Here is a 17219-nt window from a genome sequence, read left to right on the forward strand (position 1 = left end):
CTCCTGCCCGGTCACCCCGGGGGCATGGCTATTGCAGGACGGATCGACCCTAACCCCGCCCCCGAGACCGCCCCTGGCGAGCGCGCCCAGCGCCGTAACCTGCGGCTGGAAGTGACGGGAGAACTCAACGGCTCCCAGGCCAATGTAACGGTGCACAATATCTCCGAAAGCGGCCTGCTGATGGAAACCGCACAGCCGCTGGCGGTAGGCGAATGGTTCAACCTGACCCTGCCCGAGGCGGGGACCGTTGAAGCCGAAGTGATCTGGGTCAGCGGTCAACTCCACGGTTGCCGCTTTAGCGCGCCGGTCAACCGCGCCACGCTGAGCGCCAGTCAGCTGCGCGGGGTCGTAGCGCCAGCTGCGCCCGAGCCAGAGAGGCCGGTTGCCCCCGCCCCGGCCGGCCCGACCCTGGGCCGGCGCCTGGCCGCAGCGCGCCACGCCCGCGGCATGACTCTGGGCCAGGTGGCAAGCACTTTGGGCGTGAGTCGCCCGACCGTCTGGGCCTGGGAGCAGGACCGCGCGCGCCCTGCCCCGCATCGTCTGGGCCTGCTGGCCGCCTGCCTGGGCGTGGAGGAAACCGCGCTGACCGGTACCGAGCCTAACAACCAGGTTACTCAATTGGTCGAAGAGGCGCGCGTGAAGATCGCGGCGGCAGCCGGAACCCTGCCAACCCGGGTGCGGATCCTGATCGAACTTTGACGGTTCCCGCGCGGGCCGAAGGTAGCAGGCATACCCAATCACGGTCACCCGCGAGAGACCGCTTATCAACAGCCTCAAACATGGTAAACAATATCTAACACACTGATTCGCTTATATATTTGTTAGCTTACAAGGCTAACAAGGTCAAGGCGGCAGGGTGCGAGAATTGGCTAACGGCGCAAGTCTGGCGAGGGGGCACCTTGGCCAACGGCGGCGCTCGAAACGGGGGCGACGAAAATGGGGGTACACTTCGTGCCGCGCGGCGATGGCGTGCTGTTGCGGCTATGGGCCGGGGTCAGCAGCGAGATCGCGCTGGCCTGCGATCGGCAAGGACAAATCACCGAACTGTGCGGGGCTTTGCCGGGCGATCCAATTGGGCGACCGTTGTGGGATCTGGCGGTGCCGCGCCAGCGCGAGCGATTGCGCCAGGCCTATGCCGCTGCACTTGCCCAAGACCGCCGCTCTGACTGGATCGAACTGGCCCTGCGCGGATCCAATGGTGCGCGCGAGTGGCATGAGCTGCGGATCGATCCGGTCACGTTCGGCCCGGACCACAGCCTAGGCGCTATCTGCGTACTGCGTTCGATCACCGAACGGCGGCGGCTGGAGCGCGAGGCCTTTGCCGCAGCGATGACCGACCCGCTGACCGGCTTTACCAACCGCACCGCATTTATGGCGATGCTGGCGCATCTGGCTGAGCAGGATGTGCCGGGTGCCCTGGCGCTGGTGGATCTTGACCGCTTCCGAGTCTTCAACCTGCGCTACGGCCATGCGGCGGGCGATCGGCTTCTGGTTAGCTTTGCCGGACTGCTGCGGCAGGTGACGCGGCCCGATCACATCCTTTCGCGCACCGATGGCGAGACCTTTGCTGTGATAATGCCGGGGGCAGATCTGTCTGAAGCGCGCACGACCGCGGGCGCAATTACCAGCGCCCTCGCGAATGTCGCCAGCGGCGCGCAGCGGGGCGAGCTGCCCTTCACCGCTTCGATCGGCTTGGCCCTGCTCGGCCCCGACAACGACGCCAGCCTGCGCTGTGCCGAGCTCGCCGTGACCGATGCCAAGGCGCGCGGCCGGGCGCGGATCGGCTTGTGCCCTTCCCGCTTGCGCTTGCCCTGGACCTGGCGGCAGACCCTGCGCGAACAGGCGACGGCGGCTTAGTGGTGCTTGCCCTTTTTGTGCTCGCGATAGGCGCCATAGCTATCCAGCACCGCCCGCATCTGAGCGATCGCCTTCTGCCGCGCCTCGGCATCGCGGATCGCCGCGAGCCGCCGCTTGAGGCTGGTGGCAAGGTCGGCATAGTCGTTCTGCCAGTCGCGGCCCAGAGCGGGGCGGAGGTCGGTGCGGCCAGTCTTCGTCCGCCGTGCCGGTTGGCCGGGCGGTAGTTCCCAGGTTTCGCCGATCTCTGGCACGATCAGTGATGGCGCCAGCGCCTGGCTTTCAGCCAGCCGCCGCAGCTCTTCAATTGCACCTTTCTCACCGTGATCGAGCAGCAGGCTGCCCGCAATCGGCCCGCGTTCGGCAATCCAGGCCAGCAATTCGGTCTGGTCGGCATGGGCGGAATAGCTGACAATCTCGCGCACCTGGGCCCGAACCTGCACGTCGCGGCCCGATATCCGCACCCGCTTGGCCCCTTCCAGGATTACCCGGCCGAGCGATCCTTCAGCCTGGAAGCCGACAAACAGGATCGTCGAATCGCGGCGCGGCAGGTTGTAGAACAGGTGGTGGCGGATCCGGCCCGCCTCGCACATGCCCGATGCGGCCATGATGATCGCGCCTGACATGGTGTTGAGCTTCATGGATTCCGCCACGTCATTAACATAGCGGATTGATGGGTGGCCGAAGACATCGCGCCCGCCGGTATCCTCCAGCTGGTCGACATATTTGCGGAAGGCGGTGGTTGCCTTGTTAGCCAGCGGACTATCGACGAAGACCATCGCATTGCCGATCCGCCCGGCGCTGGATAGCGTGGCGATATCGAGCAACAGCTCCTGGGTCCGCTCAAGCGCGAAGGACGGGATCACCAGGTTGCCGCCGCGCGCCCGGGCGGCAAGGATCTCCGCCTCCAGCAGTTGCCGCCGCTCGGCAATGCTGACCTTGGTGCGCGTGCGATCGCCATAGGTGCTTTCGCAGATCACGTGATCGAACCCGGCGGGCGCAGCGGGGTCTGGATGGAAGGCCTTGTTGTCTGGACCGATATCGCCCGAATAGAGCAGCCGGGTGCCCTCTGCCTCAACCTCGATCGAGGCCGACCCCAGGATATGGCCCGCGTTCCACAGCCGGCAGCGAAACCCGGGGGCGGGTTCGATCCATTCCCCCAGCTTCACCACCCGCGCCAACCGGGCGGCGGCAATGGCATCGGCTTCGGTATAGATCGGCTTGAACGGATCATCGCCCGCCCGGTCGCGGCGGCGATTGCGGCGTTCGGCTTCGTATTCCTGGATGCGGCCCGCATCGGCGAGCATGAACTGAAGCAGTTCGGCCGTTTCTTCGGTGCACCAGATCGGCCCTTTATAGCCAGCGGCGCTGAGCCGCGGCAGCTGGCCGCTGTGGTCGATATGGGCGTGGCTCAACACCACTGCATCCAGGCCGTGGACATCGAACGGCAGGGGTTCGTGGTTGAGCGCCTCGAGCGAGCGCGATCCCTGGAACAGCCCGCAATCGAGGAGGATGCGGGATTTGCCGCTTCGCAGCTCGTGGCACGAACCCGTGACCGTCTGGGCGGCGCCGTGAACGGTGAGCGAGAGAGTCATCTGGCGCTACAGGCTCCAGCTAGGCCGCGCGGCGAGCCGGGCGCGCCAGGCGGCGACGTTGGGCCGCCCCTCACCCGGATCGATCCGCAGCACCCGCGAAAAGTCGACCGCGACGCCGCAGGTGATGTCGGCAATCGAGAACCCGCTGGCGGCCAGATAATCGCGATCTGCCAGGTGGGCATCGAGCTTGTCCAGGAAGTGCAGCAGCCGCGCCTTGCCGCGTTCGGCCAGTTCGGGGATCTGGGCATAATTGACCGGACCAGGCAGCGCGCGGTCCTTCATCGCCGGGGCGGTGTTGCGCATGGCTTCGGCAATGGCCATCAGGCACTCACCCTCGGCCTTGGAGTTCCAGCTGGCGATCTCGGCCTTGTCGACTGGCGTGGTGCCAAGCAGCGGCGGGTCGGGCTTGAAAGCCTCAGCCCAGGCGGCGATCCCGGCGTTGTCGGTCAGCACGGTCCCATCTTCCAGCACCAGCGCCGGAACGGTCAGCCCCGGATTGACCGCACGGTAGGCTTGGGACTGGTGCTCACCCGCGGCCAGGTCGACGATCTTCGTCTCATGCGCGATGCCCTTTTCGGCGAGCAGGATCCGGGCCCGGCGCGGACTGGGGGCGCGGGGATAGTCATAGAGAATCGGCATCGGTCCCTCCTTTTCGGAAACACTAGCAGGGCCAAGATCAATTGCGATTGGCAACTGGTTGACGTTACGGAAACCTGCATTTCTGGCATTGTTATGTGATGTTATCATGTTACACAAAAGGCAGTCGCCCGGTGCGACTCGGCCCGCTCCAGATGGCAGGGCGCCCCGGGCGCCAAGAGGATGGAGAGGTGCTTATGACCTATGTCGATACCATCAATTCCAACCGCCGCCTGGGCACGCTGGCGATGGTCGGGGCAATTCATGTTGCCGCCGGTTATGCCCTGGTGACGGGGTTGGCCGCGACGATCATTCCCAAGATCGAACCGGAGATCAAAACGATCTTCCTGCCCGAGCCAGCGACGCCCAAACCGACTCCGACCGTCACCCCGCACGGCAGGCCGGACACGACCACGCTGGTAACGCCCCCGCCGCCCGACACGCGCAATCCCTTCGACCAGCCCGGGCCGATCGAACTTCCCCCGATCGGCACCGGCGACCGCGGCTTGGGAATCGATGAGGTCACCTTCCCCGGCCCCACCCCCTCGCCCGGCCCCACCTTCGCGACCAAGCCGGCGCGGCCCAAGGGCAATCCGGGCCTGTGGGTCACCACCAATGACTATCCGCAGAGCGCGATCCGGAGCGAGGCCGAAGGGGTCGTGAAGTTCCGACTGAGCGTCGGCACCAACGGCAAGGTCATCGGCTGCGAAGTGACCGGCTCCAGCGGTACCGAGGCGCTCGATCAGGCGGCCTGCGACAAGCTGATGCTGCGCGGCAAATTCGAACCTGCCAGCGACAGCACTGGCGCACTGGTGGCGGGCAGCTACACGGGCGCGGTACGCTGGCAGTTGCCTAGGGATTAGAAGTTTGTGCCGGGGGAGCCGGCCTCCCCCGGCTCGGCTTGTGCCACAATTGTATCGAGACAGCTTGACGCGTTGGGCCAGTCGACAGATGTTTGTCCCATTGCGCTGGAGCAAGCTTCCGGAATCCTACCCCCAATGCTGATTTCTAAGGAATACAGGGCGATGAACGCCGACCTCCACGCCGGGGGAAGTTATGGCCACAGTGGCCAGAAATGGGCCGAAGCGGTGACTGATTTGGTTGCGCGCTATAGGGCGACTTCGGTGTTGGACTATGGCTGTGGCCAAGGCACGCTAGCCAAGGCGGTCGATTTCCCGATTTGCGAATTCGATCCCGCCATCGTCGGCAAGGACCGCCCGCCGCTACCAGTTGATTTGGTAGTATGCACGGACGTGCTTGAGCATATTGAACCGGACTGTCTCGATGATGTCCTCGACCATCTTTACAGTCTGTCGCGACTGGCTTGCTTCGTGGTTGTTTCAACCCGCCCCGCTCGCAAGATATTGGCAGATGGTCGGAACGCGCACCTAATCATCGAGGATGACCATTTCTGGCGAAGGCGGATCGAAGAGCTGTTCGCGATTCGCGAATGGACTTCGCTCAACCAAGAGTTTGCGGCGCTGCTTGAGCCCTTGCGTGGACTGCCAGCAATAAAGGGCCGAACCCGCAGGGCCTGGCGCCGCCGCCTTAGCGCCCCTTGAACTGGGCGGGACGCTTCTCAAGGAAGGACTGGACACCTTCCTTGAAGTCATCGCTGGCAAACAGCGGCAGCAGTTGCAGGTAAACGTGCTGGACGTGGGTTTCGAATCCTTCTTCCAGCCCCATCCGCATCATCCGCTTGGACGCCAGCACGGCGAGCGGCGCATTGCCTGCGATTTCCTCGGCCATGGCGCGGGCCTTTGCGCCCAATTCCTCTGCCGGGACGACATGGTTGGCGAGGCCTTCGGCCAGGCAATCGGCCGCGCTCAGGGTCCGGCCGGTGAAGATGATCTCCGCCGCCTTGGCCCAGCCGAGCATGCGCGGCAGGAACCAGGTGCCGCCGCTTTCCGGCACGATCCCGCGCTTGACGAAGGCGGCAGCAAGCTTGGCATTGTCGGCCATGATGCGGATGTCGCAGCCGAGCGCCAGGTCCATTCCATAGCCCGCGGCCGAGCCGTTGAGCGCACAGATCACCGGCTTATCCATCGCGAAGAGGACTGTCGGCGGGGTATTGCGCAGGTCGATTGTGGCCGGGAACTTGCGGTTGGGCGAACCGATCCCCTCGCCCGAGGACGCCTCATTGAGGTCAAGCCCGGCGCAAAACGCCCGGCCCGTCCCGGTCAGGATAACCACCCTGACTGCGGGATCTTCGTTCACGGCCACCAGCGTCTTCGTCAGCTCATCCAACATAGCCGAGGAGATGGTGTTCATCCGCTCGGGCCGGTTGAGCGTGATGGTGGCGATGTGATCGGAGATCTCGCAGATCAGGGCGCTCATGTGGATCAGATCCGTTCGATAATGATCGCCGGGGCCATGCCGCCAGCGGCGCACATGGTGACCAGGCCATACCGGCCGCCCGAACGCTCCAGCTCATCCAGGGCGGTGCCGATCAGGATTGAGCCGGTAGCGCCGATCGGATGACCCAGCGCCATCGCGCCGCCGTTGATGTTGACCTTGGTCCGATCAAGATCGAGGTCGCGGATGAACTTTTCGGCGACGACCGAGAAGGCCTCGTTGATTTCCCAGACGTCGATGTCCTCAACCTTGAGACCGGCCTTTTCCAGCACCTTCTTGGCTGCCGGAACCGGGGCATTAAGCATCAGCGTGGGGCAATCGCCCTGGTTCGCATAGGCGACGATCCGGCCGCGCGGCTTCAGGCCATGCTTTTCGGCATATTTGGGCGAGGCGATCAGGATCGCAGCCGCGCCGTCGACCACGCCCGAGCTATTGCCGGCATGGTGGAAGTGCTCGATCTTGAGGTCCGGATAGCGGCGATTGATCTGCTTGCGGAAGGTCGTGCCGCCAATGTCGAAATCGGCCAGCTGCGCGAAGCTGGGCTTCAGCGCGGCAAGGCCTTCGGCGGTGGTTTCGGGGCGCGGGAATTCTTCGTGATCCAGCGCGACTGTGCCGTCCTCGTTATAGACGGTGATCAGCGAGTGATCGAACCGGCCTTCACGGATTGCGCGGGCGGCGCGTTCCTGGCTGACGAGCGCCAGCGCATCGAGCGCCTCGCGGCTGATCCCTTCCATCGAGGCAATCGCATCGCCGCACACGCCCTGGTGGCTCTGCGGGTGCAGCACGTCGAGCGCTTCGTTGCCCGAACCCATCAGGCGCGGCGGAATGCCGGCATTGGCCTGTTCGGCGGCGAAAGAAGCGGTGTAGCTCATCATCTCGGTCCCGCCGGCAATGACGCAGTCTTCCATGCCCGACATGATCGTCGCTGCGGCAAGGTTTACCGAAGTGATGCCGCCGCCGCAGAACCGGTCCAGCGTGGTGCCACTGGCCGAGATGTCATAGCCTGCCGCTAGCGCGGCCATGCGGCCCAGGTCACCGCCCTGCTTGCCGTTCTGGCTGGAGGTCGACCAGATGATGTCATCGACCGTGCTGGTGTCGATCCCGTTGCGGTCCTTGATCGCCTTGAGCACAGTGGCGGCAAGGTGCTGCGGGTGAAGGTGCGAGAGCGCACCCTTGCCCGGCTTGCCAACCCCGCGCGGGGTACGAACAGCGTCAATGATATAGGCTTCGGCCATGGTGGCTCCTCCTTGATATGAAATGCAGTTGCGGGGCAGGTTCAAACCTGCTTTGACACTGGTTTAACCGATCAATTAAATTGCGCAAGGGATAGAACGATGAACCCCGACCTGCTGCCCGTCATCGTTGGCGTCGGACAGATCAACGACCGGCCGGAAAACCCGCTGGATGGCCGCGATCCGGTGACGCTGATGGCCGATGCCCTGCGCGCGGCCGAGGCGGATGCGGGCGCCACCCTGCTGACCGATGCGGACTGGATCGGCGTTGTCGCACAGATCGCCTTTCCGGAGATAACCGATGCCAGCGGCCCGGTCGCCGAAGCACTGGGGGCCAGCCATGCCGAACTGGTCCAGTCAAAGGGCCCCAATGGCGACAGTCCGATCCTGCTGCTGAACGAGGCCGCCAACAAGATCGGCGCAGGCGAGATCAAGATCGCCCTGGTGACCGGGGCCGAGGCCCTGCGCACCGCTGGCGCGCGCAAGGCTGCGGTCCAGGGCGGCAAGAAGGTCGATGCGCTGCGTGACGCCACGCACCGGGTGAAGGTGGGCTATGCCCAGAGCCATGGGCTAGTCGTCCCGACCGACGTCTACCCGCTTTACGAGAACGCGCTGCGCGCTCACCTGGGCCAGACGCTGGCCGAAGGACAGGCTGAGAGCGGCGAAATCTGGAGCCGCTTTTCGGAGGTCGCCGCCAGCAATCCGGCGGCCTGGATCCGCAAGCCGGTCAGCGCCGCGGAGGTGATCACGCCGGGTGACAACAACCGCCCGATCGCCTTTCCCTATACCAAGTTCCAGGTCGCCAATGCGGCGGTCAATCAGGGCGCCGGGTTCATCGTGATGTCAGCCGGCGAAGCGCGGCGGCGCGGCATTGCCGAGGACAAGTGGATCTATGTCGGCAACGGCGCAGCGGCGCATGAATCGAACTCGTTCCTGGCGCGCGACGGCTATGTCCACAGTGCCGGGATGGAAGTTTCGATCCGCAAGACGATGGAGCTCAACCAGCTATCGGTTGCGGATCTCGACGCGGTCGAGCTCTATTCCTGCTTCCCCTGCGTGCCGAAGATGGCGCGGCGGGTGCTCGGTTGGCCGGTCGACAAGGCCGCGACCGTGTTCGGCGGGCTGACCTTTGGCGGCGGGCCGATCGGCAACTACATGAGCCACGCGGTCGCCTCCATGGTCGAGAAGCTGCGCGGCACCGGCGGTACGGGTCTGCTCTTCGCCAATGGCGGCTATGCCACCCACAACCACACCATCGCGGTCAGCACCGCGCCGATCCCGGCGGCCAGCTTCCCCCGCTCCTTCGATTTCCAGGCCGAAGCCGATGCCGCGCGCGGCCCGGTGCCGGAACTGGATCACGACTATACCGGCGCTGCGACGGTCGAGAGCTATACCGTGTTCTACGACCGTGAAGGGCAGCCGCGCTCTGGCGTGGTGGTGGCGCGCACGGGCGAAGGCAAACGCACCCTCGCCCATGTGCCGACCAATGATGTCGCGACCATCGCCCGCCTGCAGGGCGAAGGGGCAGAGCCCGTGGGGGCCAGCGGCACGATTACTGCCGGCGAACCCTTGCGGACCTGGAGTTTCGCTTAGCTCACCATCCCGGCGAGGCGGCCCTTGATGATCGCCTCGGCATCCTTGACGATTCGATTGACCAGCACTTCGCAGGTCGGGATATCGTGGATCAGGCCCTGGATCATGCCGGCTGACCAGATGCCGTGATTGGTATCGCCGGTCTGCAGTCCTTCCCGGCCGCGCACGCCTTTGACCAGATCGGCCACGGCGCTGAAGTCCTTGCCCTCGCGCTCGGCGGCGACGACCTGCTGGCTGATCTCGTTCTTCGCCACGCGCGCGGTGTTGCGGAAGGTGCGGAAGATCAGGTCGGTCGAGCGTTCATCGCCCGCTACCATCGCGTCCTTGAAGGCCTGGTGGATCGGTGCTTCGACCGTCGCGGTAAAGCGCGTGCCCATATTGATCCCGTCGGCACCCAGCGCGAGTGCGGCGGCGAGGCCGCGCCCATCGCCAAAGCCGCCTGAGGCCAGCATCGGGATCTTCACCTTGTCAGCAGCAGCGGGGATCAGGATCAGGCCGGGAATGTCATCTTCGCCCGGGTGACCGGCGCATTCGAATCCGTCGATCGAAATCACATCAACCCCGGCGCGTTCGGCCGAAAGGGCGTGGCGCACAGCGGTGCACTTGTGCAGGATCTTGATGCCGTGGGGCTTCATCATTTCCCACAGCTCGCGCACGGCGGGCGTACCGGCGGTCTCAACGATCTTCACCCCGCTATCAATGATCGCCTGGGTATAGGCCTTATAGTCTGGCGGGTTGATCGTGGGGAACACGGTCATGTTCACGCCGAACGGCTTGTCGGTCATGCCGCGGCAGCGCTCGATCTCGGCAGCGAGCGCTTCGGCGCTGGGCTGGGTCAGGCCGGTCAGAATGCCCAGGCCCCCGGCATTGGACACGGCGCTGGCCATTTCGGCCACCCCCACCCACTGCATGCCGCCCTGGACAATCGGATGCTCGATCTCGAGCAGTTCGGTGATGCGGGTCTTGATGGCCATCGGTATTCCTCCCTCAGTTCCGTTACATCTCAGTCTGTCAGATTCCGTCACCCCGGGCTTGACCCGGGGTCCCGCTGTTCTTGAAACAAGCGGGACCCCGGCTCAGGGCCGGGGTGACGAAGTTTACAAGTGCGATCACTCTCAATAACTTCTCGGCAGGCCGAGGACATGCTCGGCCAGATAGGACAGGATCAAGTTGGTGCTGATCGGCGCGACGGTATAGAGCCGCGCCTCGCGGAACTTGCGCTCGACATCGTATTCCTCGGCAAAGCCGAAGCCGCCGAAGGTCTGGACGCACATGTCGGCGGCGGCCCAGCTGGCCTCGCTCGCCAGCATCTTGGCCATGTTGGCCTCAGCCCCCGGATTGCCGCCGGCGTCGTAGACCTGGGCGGCATGGTGGACCATTAGTTCCGCCGCGCGCATTTGCGCATAGCAGCGCGCGATCGGGAACTGGACGCCCTGGTTCTGACCGATCGGGCGGCCAAAGACCTTGCGCTCCTTGGCATAGTCGCTGGCCTTGTTGATGAACCACTTGGCATCGCCAATGCACTCGGCCGCGATCAGGATCCGCTCGGCGTTCATGCCCGAGAGGATGTAGCGGAAGCCCTTGCCTTCCTCGCCAATCAGGCTGCTCGCCGGAATGCGCAGGTCATCGAAGAACACCTCGGTGGTCGAGTGGTTCATCATCGTGCGGATCGGCTTGATCATCATCCCGCTGCCGACAGCCTTGCGCATGTCGACCAGGAAGATCGACAGGCCCTCGGTCTTCTTCTCCACCTGCTCACGCGGGGTGGTGCGGGCGAGCAGCAACATCAGATCGGAATGCTCGGCCCGGCTGGTCCAGATCTTCTGGCCGTTGACGACGTACTCATCGCCATCGCGCACCGCGACAGTGCGCAAGGACAGCGTATCGGTGCCGCTGGTCGGCTCCGACACGCCGAAGGCCTGGAGCCGCAGCGAGCCATCGGCGATGCCGGGCAGATAGGCACGCTTCTGGTCCTCGCTGCCGTATTTCAGCAGCGTGTTCATGATGTACATCTGCGCGTGGGCGCTGGCCCCGTTGCAGCCAGCGGCCTGGATTTCTTCCATGATCACTGCGGCGGCATCGAGCTTGAGGCCCGATCCGCCGTAGTCACCCGGGATCAGCGCGGCGAGGAACCCGGCCTGGGTCAGCGCATCGACGAACTCACCCGGATAGTCGCGGGTGCGGTCCTTCTCGCGCCAGTATTCGCCCGGAAACTCGGCGCAGAGGGCCTGCACCGCGCGGCGGATTTCAGCCAGGTCTTCGGATTCGGGCATCAAGATTCCAGGTCAATCGTCAGGGGAGCAGAGCGCCGGATGGCGCCGCCGCGCCGCTCCCCGCAATGACGAAAAGTGCCAGCCGATCAGGCCGGAATCGCGTTGAAGGGCACGCCCTTGTCGGGGCGGTGGTCCTGCGGCAGGCCCAGCACCTTTTCGGCGATGGTGTTGAGCAGGACTTCGTCCGAACCCCCGGCAATGCGCCCCGTGGGCGCATTGAGCCAGCTGGTACCCCAGTCTTCCTTCACATAGGCGTGGGGATCGAAATCGAAGGCCTGGTTGCCCTGCAGGTCGAGCGCCATTTCCGAAAGTTTTTGCCGGCTGCGCACCGCGACCAGTTTCTGCAGGGACCCTTCCGGCCCCGGCTGCATCCCGGCCTGCATCATTGCAAAGGCGCGCTTGGTGATGCTGTCCAGCCCGGCGCGCATCGCATGGTTCCGGGCAATGGCCGAGCGAATGCGGCCATCCTTGATTGCCGGCTTGCCGTTGATCGTCAGTTCCTTGGTTGTATCGACAAACAGATCGAGATGCGGGCCGAACCCGGCGCTGTCGGTGGCTATGTAGCGTTCGATCATCAGCGTGTGCAGCGCAACGCCGAAGCCGCCGCCAACCTCGCCCATGCGCTGGCTGTCTTCCAGACGCACGGCATCGAAGAACACCTCGTTCACGTGGCTGTCGCCGCCGGCCAGCTTGATCGGGCGGACTTCGACGCCCTCGGCCTTCATATCGACCCAGAAATAGGTCAGGCCCTTGTGCTTTTCGACGGTCGGGTCGGTGCGGACCACGATCACGCCGTAGTCGCAGTACTGCGCCCAGGAGGTCCAGACCTTCTGCCCGGTCATCCGCCAGCCGTTGCCATCGGGCTCGGCCTTGGTGCGCAGCGCAGCCAGGTCAGACCCGCCCGAAGGTTCGGAGAACAGCTGGCACCAGATTTCCTCACCGCGCAGCGCCTTGATCACGCGCTCCTTCACCCAGGCGCGGTCCTGGCCATAGTGGATCAGGATCGGAATCGGCATGCCCAGCGAAATGCCGAAATAGACGTTCGGCATGCCGAACTGCATTTCCTCGGCATCGAAAGCGATCTTGTGCATGTTCGACAGGCCCTGCCCGCCGATCTCGGTCTTCCAGTTGATCCCGGCGTAACCGGCATCATACTTTTCGGCCATGTACTGGCGGCCCAGCGCCAGGTCTTCCTCAACCGAGAGGTTAAGCTTGCCCCGCGCCGCGCGGGAATACTTCGGGGCTACGCTTTCCAGCCAGGCGCGGGCCTGGGCGCGGTAGGTTTCGATCTCGCTCATGCGGCTTCTCCCGTCAGCGTTTCGACCAGCAGGTCTTCCCAGAACAGCAGGTTGCCCTGCTCGATTGCCAGGCTGCGGGCCCGGCGCATGTGGAGGTGGAGGCCCTGTTCCCAGGTCACCCCGATCCCGCCGTGGATCTGCACGCAGTCGCGCGCGCAGGTGTCATAGGCTTCGGTTGCGGTCAGTCGGGCATCGGCCGCGGCCAGCAGGAAGCCATCGGTGCCGGCGCTGGCTGCGGCGTGGATGCAGTTGGCGCGGGCGATCTCGACCAGGCCGTACATCTCCGCAATGCGGTGCTTGACCGACTGGAACGCGCCGATCAGCTGGCCAAAGGCCTTGCGGGTGACGGCATAGTCACGCGCGATGTGCAGCAATGCCTCGGCCCCACCGACCTGCTCGTGCGCGGTGACCACGGCCATCCGGGCGAGCACTTCGCGGGCCAGCGCGGTGGCCGCCGCGCCTTCGGCCAGGACGGTCGCCGGGGTGCCGGCAAAGGTGAGGTCGGCATAGAGCCGGCTGTTGTCAAAGCTCGAAACCGCCTTGCGCTCGGCCCCGGCGAGTTCGGCCAGCGCTAGGACCGGGCCGTTGGCACCGCTGGCCCAGACCAGCGCCAGCTCGGCCTTGAGCCCGCCCGGCACGGCCGGCTTGCTGCCGGTCAGCTTGCCGTCGGCAAACCTGGTGGCCGGCGCTGCGGGGAGGATGTCGGTCCCTTCGGCAAAAGCCACCGCACCGCGCGCTTCGCCAGCGGCGATTTGCGGCAGATACTTGGCCGCAGCATCCGCATTGCCTGCGGCGACCAGCGCGTGGGTCACGCCGAAACCCGGCGTCAGGAACGGCGCACCGGCCGTAGCCGCGCCGCTCGCCTGGGCAACCAGGCCCAGTTCGACCAGCCGAGGCCCAGCCCGCCATGCTCTTCCGGCACGGCCAGCGCGGTCCAGCCTTGCTCGACCGCCGTATCCCAGAACGGGGCGTCATGTTCGCCGACCTGTTCGAGCAGCTTGAGCAGGCATCCTTGCTCGCCCGGGCATCGAGCACGCGCCGCGATTCGGTCGCGATCGCTTGCTGCCCTTCATCATAAAGGATTGACATATCTGCTTTCCTGTCCCTTTCGGTGCCATCGCCTGCCGCCGGGGTGAACCCGGGCAGCGGCGATTTAATCGCTTGATTAAACTGCCCGCGCGCTGCCCGCAAGCCGTTGCCGAAGCGGATCGGCGCGTGTTAGCCTTTGTCCCGTAACGCACGAGGAGAGGCCGATGCGCGTCCAGCAGCCGAACGGGATCCACCACATCGCGATCATGAGCGCGGACATGAAGGCGCAGCTTACTTTCTTCACCCAGGTGATGGGCTTTCCGCTGAAGGGCCTGTTCGAGATGCACGGCGTGCCCGGCGGCAAGCATGCCTTCCTGGAAATGGGGCCGGAGAGCTACTTCTCAGTCGTCGAACTGGCCGGGATTGACGAGATCCCAGCACGATCGGCATTACCCATGCCGGGACCGGCGCGGGTAAATGCGCCAAGGGGACGATGCAGCACATCGCCTTCCGCGTCCCCGATCCCGAGGGCCTGATCGCCATGCGCGACCGGATCCGCAGCCACGGCATTCCCGCGATCGGCCCGATTGGCCACGGCTTTTGCCGCTCGATCTACTTCGCCGGGCCGGAAGGGCTGACGCTGGAAGTATCCTGCCAAGTGGCCGAGCTTGATGCGGCACATTGGGTCGATCCCAGAATGTTGGCCGAATGCGGCATCTCCCGGCGAGGAGGCCGAGGCCATGCTCAACCCGCCGCCGTGCACTGTGCAGAGCCCGGTGTCTCAGCCCGCCTTCAATCCGTCGGTCCCCAACCTGGCCTATCCGCCCGAAGCGCTTAAGCACATCCTGGCGACACCGGATGAGGCGATTACGAAGCAAGGCAGTTATGACGAGCCGCCGGTCCCCGCGTAGCGTCTGAAAACGGTTCACCGCACCCTCGCCCCAAACCCCCGCGTACGCTATTGACCTGCCACGCCCATTCCTCTGGCAGCGCGGTTGGGGGCGCAGTTGCGCATGGAAGGACTGATCTAATGCGGCTCAATTCAAACAAGCCGGCGGCGTTTGCCTTGCTCGGCATGCTCGCCATTCCGATGTCGGCCGGCCTTTCGGCCCAGGTCAACAACGATCCGAATATCGTCGTCACGGCGAACCGCTGCCCGATATGAGCGCAATGACGCCCGGGCCTGAGCTGAAGGGCGTAATCACGTCTCGCAAGGGTGACCGGCTGAAGATCACCGCCGCCGATGGCACCAGCACGGTGGTGGCGGTCAACGAGACGACCAAGATCAAGGCCAGCAGCGGCCTGTTTGGCAGCAAGGGTGCCAAGCCCACCACGGCATCGCTGCTCAATGGCCTGCCGGTGACCGTCAAGACCATGCAGGCTGGCCAGGTCTGCTGGCCAGCCAGGTCAGCTTCAAGAACAACGATTTCAAGACCGCGATGATGATCCGCAATGGTACCGAGCAGCAGTTTGCCGAGCAGACCGCCGCCACCAGGCGCTGCGCGGACGCATGGCCGATATTGACAATTACAACATCAAGGGCACGACCAACGTGTTCTTCGATACCGGCAAGTGGCAGCTTTCGCCGCAGGCCAAGATGGAGCTGTGCAACGCTGCCCAGCAGGCCGAAGCGACCAAACAACGCTCTGCTGCTGGTGGTCGGGTACACCGACTCGGTCGGCAGCGAGGAATACAACCAGACCCTTAGCGAAAAGCGGGCGAGCAGCGTGATCAACTACCTGCAGCAGGCCTGCCGCTGGAAGCCCTATCGCGTGCTGACCCGACCGGCATGGCCGAGGCTGATCCGCTGGCGGACAACACGACTGAAGAGGGCAAGGCACAGAACCGCCGCGTTGCGGTTAATATCCTTGTCAGCAAAGCGTCGACGGGCTCGAATAGGACGCTGCGGGGGTGGGCAATGCTCACCCTTGCCTTTAACGGCCACGCCCCCTAGCGGCTCCCCGAGCAGCCGCTAGGAGTCGAACCATGGTCCCCGCTACGCCCGCCCCGCAATGGTCGCGATCTGGGAGCCGGAAGCCCGCTTCCGCATCTGGTTCGAGATTGAGGCCCACGCCACACAGAAGCTGGGTGACCTGGGCGTCGTGCCGCCGAGCGGGGCCAAGGCGCTGTGGGACTGGTGGGCGACCAATCCGGCAATCGACGTTGCCGCGATCGATGCGATCGAGGCCGTTACCAAGCACGACGTGATCGCCTTCCTTGACTGGGTGGCCCAGCAGGTCGGCCCCGAAGCACGCTTCATGCACCAGGGCATGACCAGTTCTGATGTGCTCGACACCACCCTGGCGGTCCAGCTGGCCCGAGCGAGTGACATCTTGCTGGCCGATCTCGACGAGCTACTCGCCAATCAAGCGCCGCGCCCTTGAGCACAAATACACCCGACTATCGGCCGCAGCCACGGCATCCATGCCGAGCCAACCACTTTCGGCAAGAAGCTGGCCGAAGCTTATGCTGAGTTCAGCCGCTGCAAGACCCGCCTGCTGGCTGCCCGCGCCGAAGTGGCAACCTGTGCGATTTCCGGCGCGGTCGGTACCTTCGCCAACATTGACCCCTCGGTTGAGGAATATGTTGCCGAGCAGCTCGGCCTTGCGGTCGAACCAGTTTCAACCCAGGTCATCCCGCGCGATCGCCACGCCATGTTCTTTTGCGACGCTGGGCGTGATTGCCAGCTCGATCGAACGCCTCGCGGTCGAGATCCGCCATCTTCAGCGCACCGAAGTGCTTGAGGCCGAGGAGTACTTCTCCCCAGGGCAAAAGGGCTCGTCGGCCATGCCGCACAAGCGCAACCCGGTGCTGACCGAAAACCTGACGGGCCTGGCCCGCATGGTCCGCTCGGCCGTCACCCCGGCGCTAGAGAACGTGGCACTGTGGCATGAGCGCGACATTTCGCACTCCTCGGTCGAACGCTTCATCGGACCCGATGCAACCATCACGCTTGACTTTGCCCTCGCCCGTCTGACCTCGGTGGTCGACAAGCTGCTCGTCTATCCGGAGCGGATGCAGAAGAACCTCGATAAGATGGGCGGGCTGGTCCACTCGCAGCGCGTCCTGCTGGCGCTTACCCAGGCCGGGCTTGAGCGCGATGCCGCTTACCGCCTGGTCCAGCGCAATGCGATGAAGGTGTGGGAAAGCGATGGGCAGCTTAGCCTGCTCGAACTGCTGAAGGCCGATCCGGAAGTGGCGGCCGTGATGAGCGCGGGCGAGCTCGAGGAAAAGTTCAACCTCGATTACCACTTCAAGGCGATCGACACGATCTTCAGCCGGGTCTTCGGGGAGTAACTTGCCCTGCCCCGTCATCCCGCCTAGCATCGCACGGCACGTTGCTGACGGCTACGG

16 protein-coding genes and 3 pseudogenes are annotated in these 17219 nt (G+C 64.8%); 10 read left to right on the plus strand and 9 right to left on the minus strand.

Going from position 1 to position 17219, the window contains the following annotated elements:
• The first annotated feature begins 24 nt into the window (after nt 1-24).
• Together FRF71_RS15295 and FRF71_RS15300 are read left to right on the plus strand one after the other, a co-directional pair.
• A complete protein-coding gene (locus FRF71_RS15295) occupies nt 25-699 on the plus strand; it encodes a PilZ domain-containing protein (RefSeq protein ID WP_147088617.1) in 675 nt (224 codons plus the stop codon).
• 237 nt (nt 700-936) lie between these two features.
• Nucleotides 937-1857, plus strand: coding sequence for a sensor domain-containing diguanylate cyclase (locus tag FRF71_RS15300; protein WP_147088618.1), 921 nt, complete (start codon nt 937-939; stop codon nt 1855-1857).
• Here the strand turns inward: FRF71_RS15300 and FRF71_RS15305 are convergent.
• The gene (locus FRF71_RS15305; RefSeq protein WP_192900018.1) at nt 1854-3449 is read right to left on the minus strand and encodes an MBL fold metallo-hydrolase; all 1596 of its coding nucleotides are present in this window, start codon (nt 3447-3449) and stop codon (nt 1854-1856) included. The two genes, FRF71_RS15300 and FRF71_RS15305, sit on opposite strands and share 4 nt — an antisense overlap.
• A gap of 6 nt (nt 3450-3455) precedes the next feature.
• A complete protein-coding gene (locus tag FRF71_RS15535; RefSeq protein ID WP_192900019.1) occupies nt 3456-4088 on the minus strand; it encodes a glutathione S-transferase family protein in 633 nt (210 codons plus the stop codon).
• A gap of 194 nt (nt 4089-4282) precedes the next feature.
• Here FRF71_RS15535 and FRF71_RS15310 point away from each other — a divergent pair, with 194 nt between their 5' ends.
• Nucleotides 4283-4948 (plus strand): energy transducer TonB, encoded by a 666-nt coding sequence (locus FRF71_RS15310; RefSeq protein WP_161597854.1) that lies wholly within the window; start codon nt 4283-4285, stop codon nt 4946-4948.
• 135 nt (nt 4949-5083) lie between these two features.
• Complete coding sequence (locus FRF71_RS15315) at nt 5084-5647, plus strand: methyltransferase domain-containing protein (RefSeq protein WP_147088620.1); 564 nt, start codon at nt 5084-5086, stop codon at nt 5645-5647.
• On the opposite strand, the gene FRF71_RS15320 is transcribed toward FRF71_RS15315, so the two are convergent.
• Together FRF71_RS15320 and FRF71_RS15325 are read right to left on the minus strand one after the other, a co-directional pair.
• Entirely contained in the window at nt 5634-6422 is a 789-nt protein-coding gene (locus FRF71_RS15320; RefSeq protein WP_147088621.1) for an enoyl-CoA hydratase/isomerase family protein, read from the minus strand. The genes FRF71_RS15315 and FRF71_RS15320 overlap by 14 nt on opposite strands.
• 5 nt (nt 6423-6427) lie before the next feature.
• The gene (locus FRF71_RS15325; RefSeq protein ID WP_147088622.1) at nt 6428-7675 is read right to left on the minus strand and encodes an acetyl-CoA C-acetyltransferase; all 1248 of its coding nucleotides are present in this window, start codon (nt 7673-7675) and stop codon (nt 6428-6430) included.
• 99 nt (nt 7676-7774) lie between these two features.
• Between FRF71_RS15325 and FRF71_RS15330 the strand changes: the two genes are divergently transcribed.
• Nucleotides 7775-9265: an acetyl-CoA acetyltransferase gene (locus FRF71_RS15330; RefSeq protein WP_147088623.1), complete on the plus strand. Its 1491-nt coding sequence runs from the start codon at nt 7775-7777 to the stop codon at nt 9263-9265.
• Here FRF71_RS15330 and FRF71_RS15335 read toward each other — a convergent pair.
• The 5 genes from FRF71_RS15335 to FRF71_RS15750 form a co-directional block, all read right to left on the minus strand.
• Nucleotides 9262-10239 (minus strand): NAD(P)H-dependent flavin oxidoreductase, encoded by a 978-nt coding sequence (locus FRF71_RS15335; RefSeq protein ID WP_147088624.1) that lies wholly within the window; start codon nt 10237-10239, stop codon nt 9262-9264. The two genes, FRF71_RS15330 and FRF71_RS15335, sit on opposite strands and share 4 nt — an antisense overlap.
• Nucleotides 10240-10380: 141 nt before the next feature.
• Complete coding sequence (locus tag FRF71_RS15340; protein WP_147088625.1) at nt 10381-11538, minus strand: acyl-CoA dehydrogenase family protein; 1158 nt, start codon at nt 11536-11538, stop codon at nt 10381-10383.
• Between the two features lie 86 nt (nt 11539-11624).
• Nucleotides 11625-12836, minus strand: coding sequence for an acyl-CoA dehydrogenase family protein (locus FRF71_RS15345; protein ID WP_147088626.1), 1212 nt, complete (start codon nt 12834-12836; stop codon nt 11625-11627).
• A complete protein-coding gene (locus tag FRF71_RS15350) occupies nt 12833-13648 on the minus strand; it encodes an acyl-CoA dehydrogenase family protein (RefSeq protein WP_238339300.1) in 816 nt (271 codons plus the stop codon). The genes FRF71_RS15345 and FRF71_RS15350 overlap by 4 nt, the downstream gene beginning before the upstream one ends.
• A 14-nt stretch (nt 13649-13662) precedes the next feature.
• The gene (locus FRF71_RS15750) at nt 13663-13881 is read right to left on the minus strand and encodes an acyl-CoA dehydrogenase family protein (protein WP_337678512.1); all 219 of its coding nucleotides are present in this window, start codon (nt 13879-13881) and stop codon (nt 13663-13665) included.
• Nucleotides 13882-14089: 208 nt separating this feature from the next.
• On the opposite strand from FRF71_RS15750, the gene FRF71_RS15550 reads away from it, so the two are divergent.
• The 5 genes and pseudogenes from FRF71_RS15550 (at nt 14090) to purB (ending at nt 17162) form a co-directional block, all read left to right on the plus strand.
• A complete protein-coding gene (locus FRF71_RS15550; RefSeq protein ID WP_202878087.1) occupies nt 14090-14401 on the plus strand; it encodes a VOC family protein in 312 nt (103 codons plus the stop codon).
• Nucleotides 14359-14454, plus strand: a pseudogene (locus FRF71_RS15805) (VOC family protein); the annotation flags it as partial. The gene FRF71_RS15550 and the pseudogene FRF71_RS15805, both read left to right, overlap by 43 nt.
• A gap of 151 nt (nt 14455-14605) precedes the next feature.
• Nucleotides 14606-14776, plus strand: coding sequence for a hypothetical protein (locus FRF71_RS15660; RefSeq protein ID WP_238339302.1), 171 nt, complete (start codon nt 14606-14608; stop codon nt 14774-14776).
• A 119-nt stretch (nt 14777-14895) separates the two neighbouring features.
• Nucleotides 14896-15819 (plus strand): annotated as a pseudogene (locus FRF71_RS15360) (OmpA family protein).
• 58 nt (nt 15820-15877) lie between these two features.
• Nucleotides 15878-17162 (plus strand): annotated as a pseudogene (gene purB, locus FRF71_RS15365) (adenylosuccinate lyase).
• The last annotated feature ends 57 nt before the right edge of the window (nt 17163-17219 follow it).

Source organism: Novosphingobium ginsenosidimutans, assembly GCF_007954425.1.
Classification (GTDB): Bacteria; Pseudomonadota; Alphaproteobacteria; order Sphingomonadales; family Sphingomonadaceae; genus Novosphingobium; species Novosphingobium ginsenosidimutans.